Origin of the sequence: Collinsella sp. CLA-ER-H11, from assembly GCF_040092445.1 — a bacterium.
Classification (GTDB): domain Bacteria; phylum Actinomycetota; class Coriobacteriia; order Coriobacteriales; family Coriobacteriaceae; genus Collinsella.
Genome location: NZ_JBBNLN010000002.1, coordinates 162,838 through 182,526, shown reverse-complemented (window position 1 = coordinate 182,526; position 19,689 = coordinate 162,838). Strand labels below are relative to the sequence as shown.

The 19,689-nt window shown below is 60.2% G+C and carries 19 protein-coding genes; 10 read left to right on the top strand and 9 right to left on the bottom strand.

Annotation, left to right across the window (positions count from 1 at the left end):
• The first annotated feature begins 56 nt into the window (after positions 1-56).
• The 5 genes from AAAX35_RS02375 (at position 57) to AAAX35_RS02355 (ending at position 4,248) form a co-directional block, all read left to right on the top strand.
• Positions 57-680: a flavodoxin family protein gene (locus tag AAAX35_RS02375; protein ID WP_349116617.1), complete on the top strand. Its 624-nt coding sequence runs from the start codon at positions 57-59 to the stop codon at positions 678-680.
• 14 nt (positions 681-694) lie between these two features.
• Complete coding sequence (locus AAAX35_RS02370) at positions 695-1,033, top strand: ArsC/Spx/MgsR family protein (protein ID WP_349116616.1); 339 nt, start codon at positions 695-697, stop codon at positions 1,031-1,033.
• A gap of 86 nt (positions 1,034-1,119) precedes the next feature.
• A complete protein-coding gene (locus AAAX35_RS02365) occupies positions 1,120-2,250 on the top strand; it encodes a GTP-binding protein (RefSeq protein WP_349116615.1) in 1,131 nt (376 codons plus the stop codon).
• 101 nt (positions 2,251-2,351) lie between these two features.
• Complete coding sequence (locus tag AAAX35_RS02360) at positions 2,352-2,951, top strand: tRNA (cytidine(34)-2'-O)-methyltransferase (protein ID WP_349116614.1); 600 nt, start codon at positions 2,352-2,354, stop codon at positions 2,949-2,951.
• Between the two features lie 436 nt (positions 2,952-3,387).
• Entirely contained in the window at positions 3,388-4,248 is an 861-nt protein-coding gene (locus AAAX35_RS02355) for an ATP-binding protein (RefSeq protein ID WP_349116613.1), read from the top strand.
• Between the two features lie 41 nt (positions 4,249-4,289).
• Here AAAX35_RS02355 and AAAX35_RS02350 read toward each other — a convergent pair whose 3' ends face one another.
• The 4 genes from AAAX35_RS02350 to AAAX35_RS02335 all read right to left on the bottom strand — a co-directional run bounded on the left by AAAX35_RS02350 (position 4,290) and on the right by AAAX35_RS02335 (position 10,822).
• On the bottom strand, positions 4,290-6,785 hold the full coding sequence (locus AAAX35_RS02350) for an excinuclease ABC subunit UvrA (RefSeq protein ID WP_349116612.1): 2,496 nt from the start codon (positions 6,783-6,785) through the stop codon (positions 4,290-4,292).
• Positions 6,786-6,795: 10 nt separating this feature from the next.
• On the bottom strand, positions 6,796-7,914 hold the full coding sequence (locus AAAX35_RS02345) for an ATP-binding protein (RefSeq protein ID WP_349116611.1): 1,119 nt from the start codon (positions 7,912-7,914) through the stop codon (positions 6,796-6,798).
• Positions 7,915-8,078: 164 nt separating this feature from the next.
• Positions 8,079-10,079, bottom strand: coding sequence for a translation factor GTPase family protein (locus tag AAAX35_RS02340; protein WP_349116610.1), 2,001 nt, complete (start codon positions 10,077-10,079; stop codon positions 8,079-8,081).
• Between the two features lie 254 nt (positions 10,080-10,333).
• Entirely contained in the window at positions 10,334-10,822 is a 489-nt protein-coding gene (locus AAAX35_RS02335) for an N-acetyltransferase (protein WP_349116609.1), read from the bottom strand.
• A gap of 77 nt (positions 10,823-10,899) precedes the next feature.
• Here AAAX35_RS02335 and AAAX35_RS02330 point away from each other — a divergent pair, with 77 nt between their 5' ends.
• The gene (locus AAAX35_RS02330) at positions 10,900-11,196 is read left to right on the top strand and encodes a hypothetical protein (protein WP_055286660.1); all 297 of its coding nucleotides are present in this window, start codon (positions 10,900-10,902) and stop codon (positions 11,194-11,196) included.
• 48 nt (positions 11,197-11,244) lie between these two features.
• On the opposite strand, the gene AAAX35_RS02325 is transcribed toward AAAX35_RS02330, so the two are convergent.
• Entirely contained in the window at positions 11,245-11,949 is a 705-nt protein-coding gene (locus AAAX35_RS02325) for a class I SAM-dependent methyltransferase (RefSeq protein WP_349116608.1), read from the bottom strand.
• A gap of 439 nt (positions 11,950-12,388) precedes the next feature.
• Here AAAX35_RS02325 and AAAX35_RS02320 point away from each other — a divergent pair, with 439 nt between their 5' ends.
• Positions 12,389-12,790 carry a hypothetical protein gene (locus tag AAAX35_RS02320; RefSeq protein WP_055286664.1) on the top strand — a complete coding sequence of 134 codons (402 nt, stop codon included), beginning with the start codon at positions 12,389-12,391 and terminating at the stop codon, positions 12,788-12,790.
• A gap of 128 nt (positions 12,791-12,918) precedes the next feature.
• Here the strand turns inward: AAAX35_RS02320 and AAAX35_RS02315 are convergent, their stop codons facing one another.
• A complete protein-coding gene (locus tag AAAX35_RS02315) occupies positions 12,919-13,734 on the bottom strand; it encodes a putative RNA methyltransferase (RefSeq protein WP_349116607.1) in 816 nt (271 codons plus the stop codon).
• A 232-nt stretch (positions 13,735-13,966) separates the two neighbouring features.
• Between AAAX35_RS02315 and AAAX35_RS02310 the strand changes: the two genes are divergently transcribed.
• A complete protein-coding gene (locus tag AAAX35_RS02310; RefSeq protein ID WP_349116606.1) occupies positions 13,967-15,349 on the top strand; it encodes an MATE family efflux transporter in 1,383 nt (460 codons plus the stop codon).
• A gap of 27 nt (positions 15,350-15,376) precedes the next feature.
• Here AAAX35_RS02310 and AAAX35_RS02305 read toward each other — a convergent pair whose 3' ends face one another.
• Positions 15,377-16,243 carry a LysR family transcriptional regulator gene (locus AAAX35_RS02305; protein ID WP_349116605.1) on the bottom strand — a complete coding sequence of 289 codons (867 nt, stop codon included), beginning with the start codon at positions 16,241-16,243 and terminating at the stop codon, positions 15,377-15,379.
• Positions 16,244-16,401: 158 nt separating this feature from the next.
• On the opposite strand from AAAX35_RS02305, the gene AAAX35_RS02300 reads away from it, so the two are divergent.
• Both AAAX35_RS02300 and AAAX35_RS02295 read left to right on the top strand, forming a co-directional pair.
• On the top strand, positions 16,402-17,304 hold the full coding sequence (locus tag AAAX35_RS02300) for a DMT family transporter (RefSeq protein ID WP_349116604.1): 903 nt from the start codon (positions 16,402-16,404) through the stop codon (positions 17,302-17,304).
• 88 nt (positions 17,305-17,392) lie between these two features.
• Positions 17,393-18,118 carry a uracil-DNA glycosylase gene (locus AAAX35_RS02295; RefSeq protein WP_349116603.1) on the top strand — a complete coding sequence of 242 codons (726 nt, stop codon included), beginning with the start codon at positions 17,393-17,395 and terminating at the stop codon, positions 18,116-18,118.
• 50 nt (positions 18,119-18,168) lie between these two features.
• Here AAAX35_RS02295 and AAAX35_RS02290 read toward each other — a convergent pair whose 3' ends face one another.
• Positions 18,169-18,849, bottom strand: coding sequence for an SDR family oxidoreductase (locus tag AAAX35_RS02290; protein WP_349116602.1), 681 nt, complete (start codon positions 18,847-18,849; stop codon positions 18,169-18,171).
• 9 nt (positions 18,850-18,858) lie between these two features.
• Complete coding sequence (locus tag AAAX35_RS02285) at positions 18,859-19,581, bottom strand: VUT family protein (protein WP_229090641.1); 723 nt, start codon at positions 19,579-19,581, stop codon at positions 18,859-18,861.
• Positions 19,582-19,689: the final 108 nt, after the last annotated feature.

Sequence of the window (19,689 nt, the reverse complement as noted above, 5' to 3'; positions counted from 1 at the left end):
TCCCCCATCGTGCGATAATCCTCTGCAGAAGTCACCTAAAGCAGAGGGAGTTTGTGATGAAGGTTCTTTTGGTCAATGGCAGTCCCAAGGCAAATGGCAACACCGCCCGCGCACTCGACGAAATCGCCGAGCAGCTCAATACCGAGGGCATTGATACCGAGGTGTTTCAGCTGGGCGCCAAGCCCATTCGCGATTGCATCGGTTGCGGCCAGTGCGGCAAGCTTGGTGGTCGCTGCACCTTTGACGACGACGTGGTGAACGAGCTCATCGCTGCCGCCGAGCAGGCAGATGGCTTTGTCTTTGGCTCGCCCGTCTACTACGCGCACCCCAGCGGCCGCATCCTTTCGGCCCTCGATCGCGCATTCTATGCCGGCAGCAAGGCCTTTGCACACAAGCCGGGCGCTGCCGTCGCCGTCGCCCGTCGCGGCGGTACATCGACCACCTTCGATGTGCTCAACAAGTACTTCACCATCAACCAGATGCCCGTGGTCGCCTCCACGTACTGGAACAACGTGTTTGGTCGCGTGCCCGGCGACGCCGATGGGGATGCCGAGGGCCTTGCCACCATGCGCAACATCGGCAAGAACATGGCCTGGCTCCTGCATTGTATCGAGGCAGGACAGGCCGCTGGTATCAACGCACCCGAGGCAGATCGCGCGCGCACCAACTTCATCAGGTAGAACGGCGGAACAAAATGATTCAGATTTTTGGCACTAAGAAGTCCTTCGATACCAAGAAGGCGCAGCGCTTTTTTAAGGAGCGCCGCATTAAGGTGCAGTTTATCGACCTTAAGGAAAAGGAGATGAGCAAGGGCGAGCTCACGAGCGTGATGCAGGCGGTCGGCGGTATCGACAAGTTGCTCAACCCCAAAGCCAAGGACGAGGAGACGCTCGCGCTCATCCAGCACCTCACCCCTAGCCAGCGCTTCGACAAGCTGCTCGAGAACCAGCAGGTTCTAGCCGAGCCCATCGTGCGCAACGGCAAAAAGGCCACCGTCGGTTATTGCCCCGATGTATGGGGAGCCTGGGAGTAGCTTGTGTTATTTGCCGGCGCGTGGGTATAAGAGCAGGCGTTTGGCATAAGATTCAACTGTAAGCCATGTCTAACAAAGGAGGGCACATGCCCAACAAACCCGTGAAGATCATCATGCTTACCGGATACCTCGGTGCCGGCAAGACCACGCTGCTCAACCACATCCTCGCTAACGACGGCGGCATCCGCGCCGCCGTGATCGTCAACGACATCGGCGAGATCAACGTCGACGCCAGCCTTATCGCCGACGGCGGCCTTTCCGAGACCGACGACCTCATCCCGCTCACCAACGGCTGCATCTGCTGCACGCTTTCGGACGACCTTGCTAACCAGCTGCAGGGCATCGCCGATTCGGGCAACTTCGATTACATCATCATCGAAGCCTCGGGCATTTGCGAGCCCATTCCCATCGCCTACACCATCTCGAGCTTCTGCGACGAGGCCAAGGTGGGCGGCGAGCCCAAGCTCGCGCTCGACAACATCGTGGCCGTGGTCGACTGCGCCCGCATGTACGACGAGTTCAACGGCGGCCGCGACCTGCTGGCAGAGGATATCGACGAGGACGACATCGAGAGTCTGCTCATCCAGCAGATCGAGTTCTGCTCCACGCTGGTCCTCAACAAGACCGATACCGTGAGCCCTGAGCAGATCGCCGAGCTTAAGGCCATCGTGCGCAGCCTGCAGAAAGACGCCGTGATCGTCGAGGCCCAAAACGGCGAGGTCCCCATGGAGGAGCTGCTCGACACCGACCGCTTCGACTTTATGCGCGCCTACAACTCCGCCGCCTGGATCGAGGCCATGGAGCATCCCGAGGAGCACGACGACCCCGAGGTGCTCGAGTACGACATCGAGACCTTTGTTTACTCGCGCCGCAAGCCGTTTGACCTGCAGAAGTTCACCGATTTTGTTGAGCAGGAGTGGCCCGACGAGGTCATTCGCGTCAAGGGCCCGCTGTGGCAGACCGGCGATCCGGACATGTGCTACATGTTTGAGCAGGCCGGCCACCAGATGCGCCTGATGGAGAACGGCCTGTTTGTCGATTCGGCGCCCGAGGGCGAGAAGCAGAAGATCATCGACGAGAACCCCGAGATCATGCAGATTTGGGACGACGAGACGGGCGACCGCATGACGAGTCTGTGCATCATCGGCCGTCACATGGACAAAGATGCGCTCATCGCCTCCCTCGATGCCTGCCTGACCGACTGGCACCGCGCCTAGGTTTAACCAAGCGGGTATTTTTCCGCCTACGTAACCGCTAAACCACCACGAAGGTGCCTGTCCCCTTCGTGGTGGTTTTTCGTTCTGAGCCAAGGAGATTCATGTTCAACATTGTGCTGTATGCGCCCGAGATTCCGGCCAATACGGGCAATATCGGCCGCACCTGCGTGGTCACCGGCGCCCGCCTTCATCTGGTGGAGCCGCTGGGGTTTTCACTCGACGACAAGACGGTGCGTCGCGCCGGCCTGGGCTACTGGCAAAACTTGGACGTGACAACCTATGCCGGATGGGAGGATTTCCTTGCGCGCAACGGCCTCTCCCCCGCCGACGAGCGCCTGCATCTGCTGACCAAAAAGGCACGCCGCACCTATGCGCAGAGTACCTACCGCGATGGCGACTATTTGGTCTTTGGCAGCGAGAGCTCGGGCATTCCCGAGCCACTGCTTGCCGAGGCGCCCGAGCGCTGCGAGCGCATCCCGATGCTGCGCGATTGTGACTCACTCGATAACGCCGAGGCTTGGGGAGCCCACGAGGAATCGCTCGGGCATACCGAGCACGGCCACGAAACCATCCTTCGGCAGGATATCTGCGGCAACTTCGTCAACCCGGACGACTACCGCATCAGCGCCCTCAACCTCTCCAATAGCGCCGCCATCGTCCTCTACGAAGCCCTGCGCCAAACAGGCTTTCCGGGCATGTAACAAACCTGCCATTTGGGGACGGGGTAGAAATGGCAGATTTTTAAACCCTCTAGCTCTTGACAAGCTGGTTTTGGCATCAATGTGACAAAGGGACTGTTCATTTGTCACATTGATGCTCTAAATAACGAACCATTGCTTTTAATCAGAATTGACTAAAATAAAATGAAGTTAAACGGCGGTGTGAAAGGAGAGCCTTGTGGAATATCTCGAGAACCCGTTTACCCCCAGTTTTGGTGAGGTTCCCGCCCATCTCGCTGGCAGACAACAGATTATTCGAGATTTGGACCGTGCCTTCTTGAGCCAGCGCAGGCGCCCAGAATTGACCTCGATCTTCTCAGGCGCGCGTGGAACCGGTAAAACCGCTCTCATGTCGTCGCTCGCGACAAGGGCGGAATCCCACGGCTGGATAGCCGTAAAGACGACCGCGCTCCCGGGAATGCTTGAGGAAATCGAGTTCGGGGCGAAACGTGCTGCCGGCCATCTCATCGACCCGTCTAACAACTTCGAAGTCACCGGCCTCGGAATTGCACCGCTCGGCAGCATCGAGGTCAATCGCGTTCACGATGCCTCAACCTGGCGTTATCGCATGAGCGACATCATCGACCAGCTCAACGAGGCGGGCACCGGTCTGCTCGTCACGGTTGACGAGGTGGACCCGACACTCGACGAGATGATTCAGCTCGCAGCGACGTATCAGCACTTTGTGACCGATGGGAAACGCGTCGCCCTGCTCATGGCGGGACTTCCCAACAACGTATCGACGTTGCTGAACCACAAGACGGTCTCGTTCCTTCGCCGCGCCCAACAATATCGTCTGGGTCGCATTGCCGACTATGACGTACGTGAGGCCCTGATTCGCACGATCCAGGAAAACGATCGCCTGGCAGATGCTGAGGGAATCGATAGAGCCGTTCGCTCGATCTCTGGTTTTCCCTTCCTATTGCAACTCGTAGGCTACCGTGCCTGGGATCTCACAAGCAATTCGAAGGAAATCTCGTCACGCGACTTTGACCTGGGAATCAAAATCGCGCGCGACGAGATGGACGACCGAATCCTCGCGGCAACCTATCGGGAACTCACTGCAGAGGACAAGCGATTCCTCATCGCCATGCTCGATGACGAGGAAGAGTCCACCACCGCCGACCTTGTCGAGCGCCTTAAGCGTTCGCCGCAGCAGGTCTCCCGCTACCGACGCCGCATGATAGATGCCGGCATCATCGGGGAACGAGGACGAGGGCTCGTCGCATTTGAATTGCCATTCTTCCGCGACTATCTCGCGGCTCAATGCGTGAAATAGGCATCAATGAGGCAAAGAGGCTGTCCCTTTGCCACATTCGGTTATAGGTAGCGACCGGTAATGCTCTTGGAGCAGGCTGCGATGTCGCCCGGCGTGCCGGTGCAGACGATTTGCCCGCCCGCATCGCCACCGCCCGGGCCCATGTCGATCACGTAATCGGCGTTACGGATAAGATCGAGGTCGTGTTCGATCACGATAACCGTGGCGCCCTTGGCAACCAAGCCGTCAAACACGCTCAGCAACACCTGGACATCGAGCGGATGCAGGCCGATCGTGGGCTCGTCGAACACAAATACGGCATCGTCCTGCACGCGACCCATCTCGCTCGCGAGCTTAAGGCGTTGTGCCTCGCCGCCCGAGAGCGCCGGCGTGGGCTCACCGAGCGTGAGATAACCCAGGCCCAGGTCGTGCAAGGTCTGTAAGCGTGTCTGAACCTTCTTGAGTCCCACCGTGGCGTCGAGGGCCTCGTCCACACTCATGTCCATGAGCTGCGGCAACGTAAGCAGACTCCCGTCCTTGCCCTCGCGATGGATACGCGAAGCCGTGTCTGCATAACGAGAACCGCGACATGCCGGACAGACGATCTCGACGTCGGGCAAAAACTGCACGTCGAGCGATATCGAGCCCGTGCCATCGCACGTAGGGCAGCGCAAGGCGCCGGTGTTGTAGCTAAAGGCACCCGCCTTGTAACCGGCTGCCTTGGCCTCTGGCGTGCGGGCGAAGGCGCGGCGCAGCTCATCATGGATGTCGGCATAGGTCGCCACCGTCGAGCGCACGTTGGCGCCGATGGGCGTAGCGTCAATCAGGTTTGCGCGGGCAATACCTTCGGCATCGACCCAACGCACGTGTCCCGGCAGGCGCTCGCCGGCTGCCTGCGCCTTGAGCGCCGGGATGAGCGTCTCGAGCACCAACGTCGTCTTACCCGAACCCGAAACGCCCGTCACCGCGACAAGGCGGCCACGCGGGATATCGACTTCGAGCGGCTTGACGGTATGGATGGCATCGGTCGCCATGCGGATATGGCCCTGGTCGAACATTTCCTCGTCAGTCACCTGCGGACGCAAGCGCTTGGACTCTGCGCGCAAAAACGGGGCGATGCGGCTGCTTTGCGATTGTTCGACCTCGTCTACCGTACCAGCGGCGATCACATTGCCGCCGCCTGCTCCGGCAACGGGGCCCATCTCGACCAGATAGTCGGCTTCCGTCAGTACGCGCGTGTCGTGGTCGACAACAACCACGGTGTTGCCGTCATCCACCAGATCGCGCATCACGCCCACCAAGCCGTCGACATTGGCTGGATGCAAGCCGATCGAAGGCTCGTCCAGCACATAAAGCACGCCCGTCGACCGGTTGCGCACCACGCGGGCAAGCTGCACGCGCTGGCGCTCACCCGTGGAGAGTGTGGCGCCAGCGCGGTCGAGTGAAAGGTAATCGAGACCCAGGTCGACCAGACGACGGGCCACACTCAAAAACGAATCGCAGATATCCGCTGCCATGGGCTGCATCTCGGCCGGCAAGGACATAGGCACCCCACGCACCCACTCAATCGCCTCGCCCAGCGTCATAGCCGCCGCCTGTGCCAGATTGATACCGCGCACCTGGGGCTGGCGCGCAGCCTCGGAAAGACGCGTGCCACCACAGTCACGGCATGGCCCCTCGCGCAAAAAGCGTGCAACGCGTTTGAGGCCCTTATCGTCCTTGACCTTGGCGAGCGCATTCTCAACGGTATAGACGGCGTTGTAATAGGTAAAGTCGAGCGGCGTGGCGCCCTCCCCGTTTTTGGGAACGTAGAGAATGTGCTTCTTAACCGCCGGGCCGTGGAACACGATGTCGCGCTCTTGAGGCGTGAGCTGGTTAAACGGCACGTCGGTACGCACGCCCATCTCGCCTGCCACCTGCTTCATCAGATCCCACATGAGCGTGCCCCAGGGAAGGACCGCGCCCTCGTTGATAGTCTTTGACTCGTCGGGTACCAGGCTCGCTTCGTCCACCTCGCGCATGACACCGGTGCCGCCGCAGGTGGGGCATGCACCGCCGCTATTGAAAGCCAAATCCTCGGCACTCGGCGCGTAGAACTCGCGACCGCACGCAGGGCACGTGAGCGACAGGCCAGCGGCCACGTTAAGGCTCGGCTCTACACGCGCCCCGCAATGCGGGCACACATGATGGGCGCAACGGCTAAAGAGCAGACGCAGGCTATTGTTAAGCTCGGTCATGGTGCCAAAGGTGGAACGCACGCCCGGCACGCTGGGGCGCTGATGCAATGCGAGCGCCGCCGGCACGTGCAGCACCTCGTCCACCTGAGCGTGCTCGGCCTGCGTCAGGCGACGGCGAGTATAGGTGCTGAGTGCTTCCAAGTAGCGACGCGAGCCCTCGGCATAAAGAACTCCCAGCGCCAGCGAACTCTTGCCCGAACCCGATACGCCGGCAATACCCACCAGCTTTCCCAGCGGAATATCGATATCGATGTCTTTGAGGTTATGGACGCACGCGCCACGCACCTCGATAGCCTGCGGGCTCATCTTCTGTTCCGTCACCTTTATCACCCTACTCATGCCATAAAACTCGATCGCGAATGTACGCGCCCAGCATGGGCACGGTAAACCGGACGAGGCCGTATCCGGCAGCCTCGATGACGCGCTCGCGAATCAGGCTTGCGCGATATTTACTCGCCCAGCTCTGGGTGCGATCGCAGCGCTCAATGATATCCGCCATGCGCGTCGGTTTACCCTCGTCAACCGCCATGGCCTCGATAAAGAGGCGTTGCGGACTGCGCAATCCATAATACAGGGGCGCGTCGACCGCTTCGTAGAACTCGGAAACGGCATCCGCATAGCCATCCTCGACATCGCACCTTTCAATGACCTGCGAGTTGCGTCGGACAGCAGAGCGCCACATGTAATAGCCCACCAGCTGAACCATATAGGGATGTCCCATGCTCTTGTGTGCCGCAAGGTCCGCCGTCTCCGCGTCAACGTAAAGACCAGCGTCTTTGACCGTCTGGATATACGAATCGCGCACCTTGGGCAAAGAAATCGCCCCCAGCGTACGCTGCTGGGCACGGCGCAAAAACGTCACGCTCGGCTCTTCGAGCAAGTCATCAACCATACTGGGCAATCCAGCGAACACCAGCGCAAGACCGCGCTGGTCGCTATCGGGCAATCCCGTGGCATCCTGGTCTCCGAGCACTTGCTGATAGAGAACGGCAAGAGCCGCCAGCTCCTCGATAGACGCAGACTGCGCCTCGTCAATCGCAAACAGTATGCCCTTGCCTGGACCGAGCTTCTTGAGGCGCTCGTTGACCAGCCCTCGCAACGTTTCGCCCTTTGCCCGCGCCGCCTTGACCGGCATACGGCCAAATGACGGCCCGAACTCCATTGACGTCACAACGGGTTTATTCGAGCGAAGCGCGTCGGCCAAGCGGTCGCATAAGCCAAACGAAGCGGAATCGGAGACAACCGCCCATCTGCGCTCATTGGCTAGACGTTGCAGCTCCCGCAGGAGAACCGTCTTGCCGCAGCCGCGGTTTCCCGTAATGAGCATGAGCCTGCCCGGCGCTCCGGCGCCGTTATCGAGCCCTTCTTCGAAATCTTCGATGACCGACTCGCGACCGATGAGCATCGGAGGCCGCTTGCCTGCCGTTGGCTTAAAGGGATTTGGATTCATGTCGGCCTCCTCGGATCGGTAAACCCTGGTAACAGTTATACCAACTTATACCGAGTTATACCATCAGCAGGTGACAAAGGGACTGTCCCTCTTGCAGCGTCGGCGCCAAAATCAATTAGTCAAGGATCAGAGGGTTCAAAAATCTACCATTTCTACCCCGTCCCCTAATGGCAGAAGAAGGTGGGGTCGGCGGGGCGATAGGGGCGGAAGGTGGCAGGATCGACCTTTACGTGAGCTGCGGCGGGGACGTCGTACCACTTGACCGTGTAGCCGGCGCCGTGAGAGCAAAAGACCGAGTCGGGCGTGTTGGGCAGATCGGCCTCGGGCTCATAGGCGGCCGTCTCGATTACGCACTCGGCATCATGGCAAGGCGCATAGCCGGCGAACTCCAGGTACAGATGCCCACGACCACTCGTGTAGGCAGCCACCTCCAGCGCGTAATCCTGCACCTCAGATGCCGGCACGCGACCCACAAGCTTCGCCCGGTCTCCCGCCATCGTCGGCGGCTCGTACTCGGCACCCATGCGCGTGGCATCCGAGAGCGCCCGGCCCACGCACTCCCCCGGCACCTCGAGCTCAAAGCGATACCACGGCTCCGACAGCACCGCCGCGCCGGCCTCACGCGCCTGCATGAGCCCCTGGCGAATCGCGCGGTACGTGGCCTGGCGAAAATCGCCGCCCTCGGTGTGTTTGGCATGCGCGCGGCCACCCGTGAGCGTAATGCGCACATCGGTGATGGGCGAGCCAGTCAGCGCGCCCAGATGATCGCGCTCCATGGCGTTGGTGAGCGCCAGACGCTGCCAGTTAAGATCGAGCTCGTCGGTCGAGGTCACGGTGCCAAACTGTACGCCCGAGCCCGCCGGCAACGGCTCCAGGCGCAGATGCACCTCGGCATAGTGGCGCAGTGGCTCAAAGTGGCCCACGCCCTCGACCGGCTGCGAAATAGTCTCCTTATAGAGAATGCCGCCAGACTCAAACGTAACCGAAAGGCCAAAACGATCGGCCAACACCCGCTGCACGATCTCGAGCTGCACCGCTCCCATGAGCTGCAGATGTATTTGTTCAAGATGCGTGTTCCAGCTTACGCCGAGCATGGGGTCTTCGTCTGCCAGCTCAGTCAACGCTTTGAATACCACATGGACGTCGTGTTCGCCCGGCAGCACGGTATAGGTGAGAACCGGCGCAATGACAGGCGCATCGCCCGCGGGCTCCGCGCCCAGGGCATCCCCCGGACGAACATGCGCAAGACCCGTCACGGCACAAATACCGCCAGCAGCAACTTCTTGGGCAAGCTCATACTTCTCGCCGTTATAGATGCGCACCTGGTCGATCTTTTGCTCCCATGCCTCGGCACCGGAACGTCCGTTAATCATCTGCTTGGCATGCAGCGTGCCGCCGGTCACTTTAACCCAAGCCAAGCGCTCACCGCGATCCCCGCGGCTCACGCGGTAGACGCGCGCGGCAAACTCCGCGAGCCACGCCTGTTCACGCATCAGTGTACACATGCCATCTAGCAGCTCGTCCACGCCTTGGTCCTTGAGCGCCGAGCCGGCAAAGCAGGGAAAGAGCTTGCGCTCGGCAACCATGCGCGACAGCGTTGCGACGGAAAGCTCACCCGCCTCAAGAAACTCCTCGAGCGCCGCTTCGTCCAACGCAGCAGCGTCCTCCTGAACGGCGCCGCCCGCCAGCAGTTCGTTGGCATCCAGGCAGCCTTCGGAAAGACGCTGCCCGAGCTGTGCCAGCAAAACATCGCGACCGGGATTCTCCAAATCAATTTTGTTGATAAAGATGAACGTCGGAATGTCATAGCGCGCAAGCAGGCGCCACAGAGTTTCGGTATGCCCCTGCACGCCATCGTTGGCACCCACAACCAAAATCGCGTAGTCGAGCGCGCGCAATGTGCGCTCCGCCTCGGCAGAAAAATCGACATGCCCCGGCGCATCCACGAGCATGACATGGGTATCGCCATGGTCGAGCACGGCCTGCGACGAGAAAATCGTAATGCCGCGCTCGCGCTCGATCGCGTTCGTGTCCAGATGCGAATCGCCATCGTCCACGCGGCCGCGCTTGCGAATACGACCCGCGTTGAACAGCATGGCCTCGGCCAACGTGGTCTTGCCGGCATCGACATGCGCCAAGATTCCAACGACCGCTTGCTTCGACATGGCCCTCCTCTTATTACGAGCCCATCGCACGCGGCAACGGGCGTTCACGCTTCACACTGGATGATACAATTTACGGGCCGGCGGGCGAAGCGGGCCCTATTCCCCGACCGAGCTCATCGCCCCGCGTTGCCGCGCGGCGATTTTCGTAGGTTCGCGCCTTGCGAAAGCCGGCTTGCAAATCAGCGCAGCGAACGAAAATGGCCCCGGGTGGGACCATTTTCGTTCGTGCGAATTGTTGATACGCGTTCCTGCTCTTACGCCTCGCGCAACCAGTCGAACGCAACACGCGGCGTGCCGTCCGACACATACACGACGCCGGCACGCTCAAATCCGGCCTTGATGCTCGCGCCCTGCATGGGCAGGTTGTCCTGATGCGTGTCGATACGCAGGTGGTCGGCGCGCTCCTTGGCAAAAGCAAACATCGCAGCCGCGATACCGCGCACGGTGCCATCGGATGCCACACGGTGCAGCACGGCGTACGGAGTGTCGCTACGCCATTGACCGTCCTCAATTACGTCATAGCACTCGTCCGGGCCCGGTAAAAAGGCAAACGTCGCCACCACGCGACCGTCGACTTCGCACACATAGCTGCCACCAGCGGCAATATCGGCAGTCAGTTGCTCGGCAGAAGGCGTGCCCTCGGGCCACTGCGTGGCGTTACCATGCGCGCGCATAAAGGCGCGGGCCGCGTCATAGATAGCCATGACGGCGGGAATGTCGGTATCGAGGGTTTTTCTGATCATCACGCGGCGACCTCACGTTTATTGGTATCACTTTGATTGAGCAATGATACCAGCGTTTGAAGAGGGGCGCGAAGCAGATGGGGAGCAAAAAGCGAGCCGCCTGGTCAAAGGCCAAAAGCGAGTTTTTGGGCGCTGCTACGGGCGGCGACATGAGCGACCTGTTTGCGCGCGAGGATGAGCGCCGCGACGCCCTGGACGCCGAGCGCGATGAAGCCTGGCGCTACAAGTCGTGCGAACGCAAAAACCGTTACGACACGCGTGCCGAGGCCGAGGCAGTCATGGCCGACTGCGAAAACCATGGGCGGCGTGGTTTGGCCTGCTACAAATGCGAATACTGCGGCGGCTGGCACCTGACGTCGCACCCTTGGAAATAGGCGCCGCATCGGTACGGCACTGACGGAGTGCCAGCCATCGCACGCAAGCTACGGGCGCGGCGGCACTAAAACATCGTAACGAACTGCCTTGCCCGCAAGTTGATAGCTCGGCTTAACGCCGGCAAGCAGCGGCCCCTTCACCGGCCGCTTGATAACGACCTTGCGCGGATGCACCGCAAGCGCAGCTTCGACCAGCGTCTCCTCATCGGCGCACGGCTGTTCCAGATGATGTAGGAGCTGGAACTTCTTTTTGACCGCCGCACTTTTAGTACGCTCGGGAAACATGGGGTCCAGATACACCACGTCGGGAGCCGCGAGCTCGCCCTGCCCGATCAGCTCAGCTGTATGGCGAAGGCCGGTAATACTGTCCTCGCCCGCATGTAAGCGCATGCGCGCCACGGCTGTCGCAAGCGCCGGATCATCTGCCGCACGATCCAAGGCATCCTTGAGGAGCGCCGCGATCACGCAATCCTGTTCATACAGATCGACGGTAAAGCCCGCGGTCGCCAGCAGCAGCGAATCCTCGCCAAAGCCTGCCGTGGCGTCAATCGCCCATGGGCTCTCGATGCCTTTTGCGCGCGCAGCCTTTACCAGCAGCTCTTGCCGCAGACGGCCCTGCTTGAGCCGCGGCAGCATGCGGTCAAAATCGGCGCGCAGCTCCATCGTGCCGTCAGTGAGCGTGAGGCCCTCGGGCTTCCCGGTCAGCTCAAGCCCCGCGGCCCGAGCAACAGAAAAGGGATCGACGACGCCCATGGGTACTCCTTAACAAGCAAAACGAATACGTGAGCGCCGTTTATGCCGGCACCCAACCGTCCGCTATTGTCCCACATGCGACATGGCCCACAGCATCCCAATGCAAAGCACCGCCATCAATCCCGTGCACACGGCAGCGATCACAGAATCACCCATGCGCCTTCCCAACGACCGCGGCTCACGCACTTGCCCTGCTCCGTACATCATGGCTCCTCCTTCGGTCCAACTCTTACCATGGCCCCCTCATCGCAGCGCCGCGCATACGCTGCCATCGATTTGACTTACGCCCAGCTTTCCTTTTTGAAAGGTTGGGTTGGGCCGCGCGGGCTCAAAGCGCTTTCAGGCGCATGCATCGCCGCGTTGAACTACAATGTGCTTCACGATATGTGCAGCACATTGGGTGCGCCAAGTTGGCGTACTCGTATCGAAAGGACCAGCCATGAGCTTCACTCGCAAGACTCTCAAAATCCTTGCTCTCATCTACTTTGTTTTGGGCATCGCCAGCCTCGTCACCGCCGGCGTCGGTATCGCCACGGGCGGTCTCGATTCCACGTACGGTTCGTACGCCACGCTCGCGGCGGTCGTGCTTATCGCCAAGGGTCTCGTCGACCTTGCCGCAGGCGTCGCCGGTATCAAGGGCGCCAACAAGCCTTCACAGGTGGACGGCGCGTTTAAGCTCGGTATTGTTGCCGCGGTCGCCACGCTTGCCCAAGCGGTGCTCACGCTTCCCGCGTTTGGCGGCGACGCCATCAACTTTGGCGCCTTTGTCATCGTGGTGTACGACCTGTTCTTTGTTCAGCAGGCACACGCCGTTAAGGCCGAGAACAAGGACCGCCTGTAGGCACCTGTCTCCCATAGCCCCTGCTATCAAGCAGCTAAAAAGGGCCGATCGCGCATCTCCGCGGTCGGCCCTTTACGTTTGCCCAGATAAAACCTACCAAAATAAACCTGTCCCTTTTTGGCAGGTTGTTAGCTGTGGCGGTACTCGGCGATGATGAAGTCGATGTCGGTTTGAAGGGTGTCCAAGTTTGCCAGGCGCTCTTTGTCGGCAGGGCGCGTGCGGTAGTAGTACGGCGTCATCTGGAACACCGCCTCGATGTCTGCCTGAGTCTGGAGCGTAATGTTCGCAGACACCCGCTGCGTTCCGACTAACTCGAGCTCGGTGGTCTTCGGCAGCTTCTCATCGTTAAGGTACGGCGTGTCGTAGAGCACCTCTTTGAGCCCAAAGAGATGACGAGCACCCGGTACCACGGTATAGAGTGAACCCTCTGGCGCCAGCACGCGGGCAAACTCGCGCTCGTTAAAGGGAGCAAAGAGTTCGGTCACCATATCGAAGGCGCCATCGGCCACGGGGATGTCCTTCATGTTGGCCACGAAGTAGGTCGCATCGCCGCGCTTGGCGGCCAGGCGCACCATCTCCTTGCCCAGGTCAAAACCGTAAGCATCTACGCCCGGCACCGCGCCCATAGCACTCGTGTAATACCCCTCGCCACAGCAAATGTCGAGCAAGGGCAGCGGCTTGTCCGACGTAGCCGCGCACCGCTGAGCTCGTTCGCGCACGAGCTCGACCATCGTATCGCGCAACGGCGCATAGTAACCGCGGTTCAGAAAGTCGCGACGGCTGCGCGCCTGTGACTTGGGATCGCCCATGGAGTCGCCGCTCTTGGACGAGCACAGTAGATATAGATAGCCCTCGCGCGCACGGTCAAACCGGTGTCCGCCCGCACATGCAGCACCGCGCTCATTGTCCACCAACGGCTCATGGCAAACGGGACACAACAACATGGCAACTCCTTAGCGCGAACAACACAACGCCCACCATTGTCGCACGCCTTTCCCACCTAGTCATTGGGGACGTTCTTGAATGACTAGTCGTTTAAGGACGTCCCCAATGACTACAAGGAGTGTCCCCAGCTGCCGACAGAAAAGGAACGTCCCTAGGTGCCGACTGGTTGCATTAGGAGTATCATCGTCTGCGCAAATAAGCACGAAAGAGCATGTTAGAGATTGAGAGCGTATGGCTGATACCGCATCTAAGCACATTGACATGACCACCGGTTCGCTGTGGCGCAATATTCCCCTGTTCGCCTTCCCCGTGGCCGCCACGAGCATCTTGGAGCAGCTGTCGAACCTCATCGCCACGGTCATCATCGGTAACTTCTCGGGCGACCAGGGAACCCTCGCCATGGCGGCGGTCGGCTCCAATGTTCCGCTTACCAGTCTTATGCTCAACCTGTTTATCGGCATGTCGCTTGGCTCCAACGTGGTCATCGCCAACGCTATCGGCCGCAACGATCAAAACATGGTCAAACGCGCCGTCCATACCTCGATTTTAATGGCGCTCGTGGGCTTTGTCGTCATCGCACTGGGCGAGATCTTTGCCGAGCCCATGCTCGCCGCGCTCAACGTTCCCGCCGAAACCATGCCACTCGCCTCGCTCTACCTGCGCGTCTTTTTGCTCAGCATGCCCTCGATCTTGCTCTACAACTTTGAGGCCGCGATCTTCCGCTCCGTCGGCATCACCCGCATGCCGCTGCAGGCGCTTGCCGTGTCCACCGTCCTCAACATTGGCCTGGACCTCATCTTTGTCCCCGTACTCCACTGGGGCGTCGCGGGCGTTGCCATCGCCACCGCCATCGCCTACACCGTCAGCGCCGCCACGCTCTTTATCCGCCTGCTCAAGACCGACTCCGTCGTCCGCGTCACCCTACGCGACCTGGCTATCGACCCCGTCGCCCTCAAGCGCATCGTCAAGATCGGCCTGCCCGCCGGCATCCAAAGCGCCGTCTTTGCCGTCGCCAACATCATCATCCAGTCCGCCATCAACAGCCTGGGCACCGAGGTCATGGCGGCATCGAGCGCCGCCATGAGCCTGGAGTACGTGTGCTACAACCTGCTCAACAGCTTTAGCCAGGCTTGCACCACCTTTGTGGGACAAAATCACGGCGCCCGCCAGATCGACCGCTGCACCAAGACGCTCAAGGTCTGCCTGGTCGAAGGCGGTATCGTTGCACTCACCACGATCATCGTTATTGTCGGCCTGGGACGCGAGATCCTATCGCTCTTTAACAGCGATCCCAACATCGTCTCGATCGGCTATATCCGCGTGTGTTCGATCTTCCCGGCGTACGCCTTTAGCATGTTCTACGAAAACATGTCCGGCTACCTGCGCGGCTTTGGTATCTCGCTCACGCCCGCCCTCATCACCATGATCTGCGTCTGCGGCATCCGCTTCTATTGGGTGTTCTGCGTGTTCCCGCACTTCCGCACCTTTGCGAACATCATGATGGTCTACCCCATCAGCCTGGGCACCACGGCGTTCTTTATGGTCGTGGCGGTACTACTTTGCCACCCGGCACGCACCTATCGCGCCACCCAAGCCAAAGCGACAGCCCGCTAAACACAGCACTCAACGCCACGCCAGTCATTAATTGACAATATGCGAGCTCATATAGTCGATAAAGCGCCTCGTGGCGATGGGCATGGTGTCCCAGCTGCGCCAGGCGGCCACCACATCGCGCGAGGGAGCATGCACGATGGGCCGCACACGAATATCGGCTTGCATGCCCTCTACAGTACGACGGTAGAGCATGCTCACGCCCAGGCCCTCCTCCACCATCGCCATGATGGTGTAGTCGTCGGTCACCTCACTCGTCACGTGCGGCGACAGGCCATACGCCGCGAATGCATCGAGCACCAGGCTCTGTTCGCCCTCATCCAGCAGCACAAACGGCTCGGACGCTAGGTCGGCGAGTGTCACCTTTTCCTTTGCCGTCAGCGGATGCGCGGCCGGCAACAATGCTACCAACTCGTCGTGATAGACGACGCGCTTCTCGAGCCCAGCGGTAAATCCGCGCGCCGTAAAACAAAAATCAACCACGCCATCGTGCACCCACTGGGCGTTGCGCGTGTAATCGCCCTGCTTGAGGGTAAAGCGTACGCCCGGGTGCAGCGCACCAAAGTCGCGGATCACGCGTGGCAACACGGTACGACTCACGTTGGTAAACGTCGCAATGCGAATATCAGTCGAGGAGAGCCCCAGCAACTCCTGACGTTTGCCCTCAAGCTCGGCCTCGGCAGTTACAATCTGTCGCAGATACGGCAGGTACTGCTTGCCGTCGCGCGTAAGCGACACGCCCTGCTTGCCGCGCTCGATAATCGTAGTGCCCAGCTCGCGCTCGAGTGCCTTGACGGCCTGGCTCACCGCACTTTGTGTATAGCCCAGCTCATCGGCCGCGCCCTTAAGGCTGCCGCGATCGACCACCATACAAACAATCTGATACCGCGATGCCATTGTGCCTCCACATCAATGCAGCCGTAAAACGTTTTGCCAGAGCTTTTTCTGCCAATATTAGTATTTCTTAATCATACTGAAGATACATTCGCTTTACTACATCCACATCTGGGAGCAGAATCCTTTATACGAAACCGTTCTGTAACAAAAGGAGTCCCATGGATCGCAAAAAGGCAATCGCGCTTTCATTTTCCGTTCCCGTCGCATGGGGCTTTTCGTATCCCCTCATGAAGATCGGCATGGACAGCATGAACGCCACGAGCATCGTTGCGTTGCGCTGCATCATCGCCTTTGCGGCCTGCCTGCTGCTCTTCCACAAGCGCGCGCTGCGCATCAACCGCGACCTTATGGTCCGCGCCGCCATCATCGGCGCCATCATGGCAACCGAGCTCACCTGCATGTGCCTGGGCTCCAGCCTCACCTCTGCCTCCACTGCCGGCTTTTTGCAGAGCCTGACGGTCGTAATCGTGCCGTTTGCCAACGCCGCCCTGCTGCGCCGTGCCCCCGAGCGCAAAGTGCTCGTCGGCACCGCCATCGTCACCTGCGGCATGCTGCTGCTCTCGGGCGCCGACTTTACCAGCCTGAATCCCGGTGCGATCATCATGCTGCTCTCGGCCTTTATCTATGCCAGCCACATTATCGTGGCCAAGCGCTTTGTCGAAGAAGTCGACCCGCTGGCTCTGGGCGTTTGGCAGCTGGGCTTCGGCGGATTATTCTCGGGTATCGCCGCATTCACCTTTGGCGGTTTCACGCTTCCCGGCACGCCCAGCGAGATCGTGGTCGTCGTTGCGCTCGCACTCATCTGCTCTGCCTACGGCTTTATCACCCAGACGCTCGTTCAGCCCCACGTGCCAGCCGAGACCACCGGCTTCGCCTTCTCGCTCGAGCCGGTCTGCTCCGCCGTCTTCTCGTTCTTCTTGGTCGACGAGGTCCTAGGCCCCATCGCCTTCTTTGGCGCCGCCCTCATCCTCACCGGCGTCATGGTGGCAACCGTCGAGCTTCCGCGCCTCCGCGCACATGGACAGGCTCGCATAGCAGGAGCGCCCGAACAAGTCTCGTAGACCCCACTCTTCATACAGCCGTGGCATAAAGGCAACCGGCGCGCCTTTACAATAGATGCCAACAGAGCATCTGCCATAAAGGAGCCCCATGGACACCGCAACCCGCGACCGCAACATAGCAACTTGGTTGAGCGATGCGCCGCAGCCGGTACGTGACACTACGAACCAGCTGCTCGAGCGCATCGCCCTTTTGCGTGCCGAGCAGACTATCTACCCGGCACAAGACGACATCCTCAATGCCCTCGCCTACACGCCGGCCGACAAGGTCAAGGTTGTCATCTTGGGTCAAGATCCTTATCACGGACCCAACCAGGCCATGGGGCTGTCGTTTTCGGTCCCCGCGACGCAAACCAAGTTGCCGCCAAGCCTGCGCAACATCTATAAGGAGCTCAATGCCGATCTGGACTGCCCCATTCCCGCCACGGGAGACCTAACCCCATGGGCACAGCAGGGCGTCCTGCTTCTCAACACTACGCTCACCGTGCGCGAGCATGCCGCCAACTCGCACGCCAAACTGGGCTGGAGCACGCTCACCGACTACGTTATCGAGCGCTGCTGCCAGCTGCCCCAGCCGGTAGTCTTTTTGGCATGGGGTCGCTTTGCCCAGCAGATGGTCGAAGGCAAGCTCGCCGCGACCGGCGCGGGCAAGGCAACCGGCAAGTTCTGCCTGGCCTCTACGCACCCCTCGCCGCTTTCAGCCAACCGTGCCACGGCAGAACTCCCTGCTTTTATGGGCTCGCACCCCTTCTCAGCAGCCAATCGGCTACTCGAGCAGCACGGCTCGGCCCCCGTCAACTGGACTTGCCTCGGCTAAAAATCGATACATCAAAAACGCGCCCGACGGCTTTCCATCGGGCGCGTTTCCTATTCGGGCCAAATAAATTGTGTGCGGCCGGCCTCGCCACCGTCAATGAGCAGGCTCTGTCCGGTCATAAACCGGTTGGTCACGCCCACAAAGTAGATCCACTCGGCAATCTCTTGGGCGGTAGCCCAGCGTTTAAGCGGCGTGAGCTCCATAATCTGGTTCCACAGGTGTTCGTCTTCCATCACGCAACGGTTGAGCGGCGTGATAACGCCGCCCGGGTCCACACTGTTGGCGATGGCCTGCGGTGCCAGGCGGTTTGCAAGGTTTTTGGTGTAGGCGATAACGCCGCCCTTGCTGGCGGCATAGTCGGGAAACTCCGATCCCGTATGCCCGCTCGCCGACCCCACATTGACCACGGATTTGATAGACGGCGCCGGCTTGGCGACAAGCCCCTCTCCCACAAAGGCGTAGCGCTCGGTCACGTTGATGGTGCCATACAGGTTGGCGGCGATGTCGTCTGCCGAATCCTGCGTACCGGCAACGTTCACGATTACCTGAGGCTCAAGGTCACCTGGAAACGAGTTAGGCTCGCGAACATCAACGATCAGATGGCGGTAGCGCTCGTGTTCGATCGCCGCCGGCAGCAGGTCAAAGCCCACGACCTCGTGGCCCTCGTCCAAAAAGCGCTGCACGCACGCGGCTCCGATACCGCCCGAAGCGCCCGTGATCAAAACCCGCATACTTGCTCCTTAGGCGGTTGCGTGGCGCTCGAGGTACTCGGAACCCACATTCTCGCGCTCCCAGCCGCGCACGACCTTGTAGCCCACGGGGCTCAGGAAGACCTCGCATAGCAGCTCGGCAACAGCGCCGGTCAGCGAGCACATGAGGACCTGCACCCAGGTCCAACCAAAGAACGTGTGGCTCACCACGATGGCAAAGACCAGGTTGTCGATAAACTGGCCAACACCCGTGGACACATAGGAACGGAAGGCAAAGCTCGCAAAGTTATTCTTCTTGAGCATACGGCCGAGCGACTGGTTGAGCGTGGAGTTAACCACGGCAGAAACGAGCATTGCCAGCGAAGAGCCCAGCACCACGTACCAGGTGCCGCCGATGGTGGCGTTAAGGGCGGTGTTGACCTCGATCATGCCCGTGTCGTAGTAGGCGCCCCACATGCCGGGCGTGAGCGAGCATGCCCAAAAGCACAGACTCACGGCAAGGTTGACTGCCAGCGCGAGGATAGAGATTTTGATGGATGCCTTGGCGCCAAAGCGCTTGCAGATCATGTCCTGGCACAAAAACGAAACCCAGCTCACCACAAAGCCGCAATCGAGCGCCAGATACGGCAGGCTGATAAGCTCTTTGTTGGCCAGCAGGTTCATCATGATGACACTCACGAAAAACAGCGAAACCGTTGCCGCGGGAATGCTCCGCAACAGGACCTTGTAGTCCTCCATGACCTTCTTGATCATTATGTACTCCTTTGGTTTTAGGTTTAACGAGCAGGATATCGGACCCGAACTGCTCGGACGCCCCGGTCTTGAGACGACGGTGGGTATGATAGCCGCTCACACGGCATC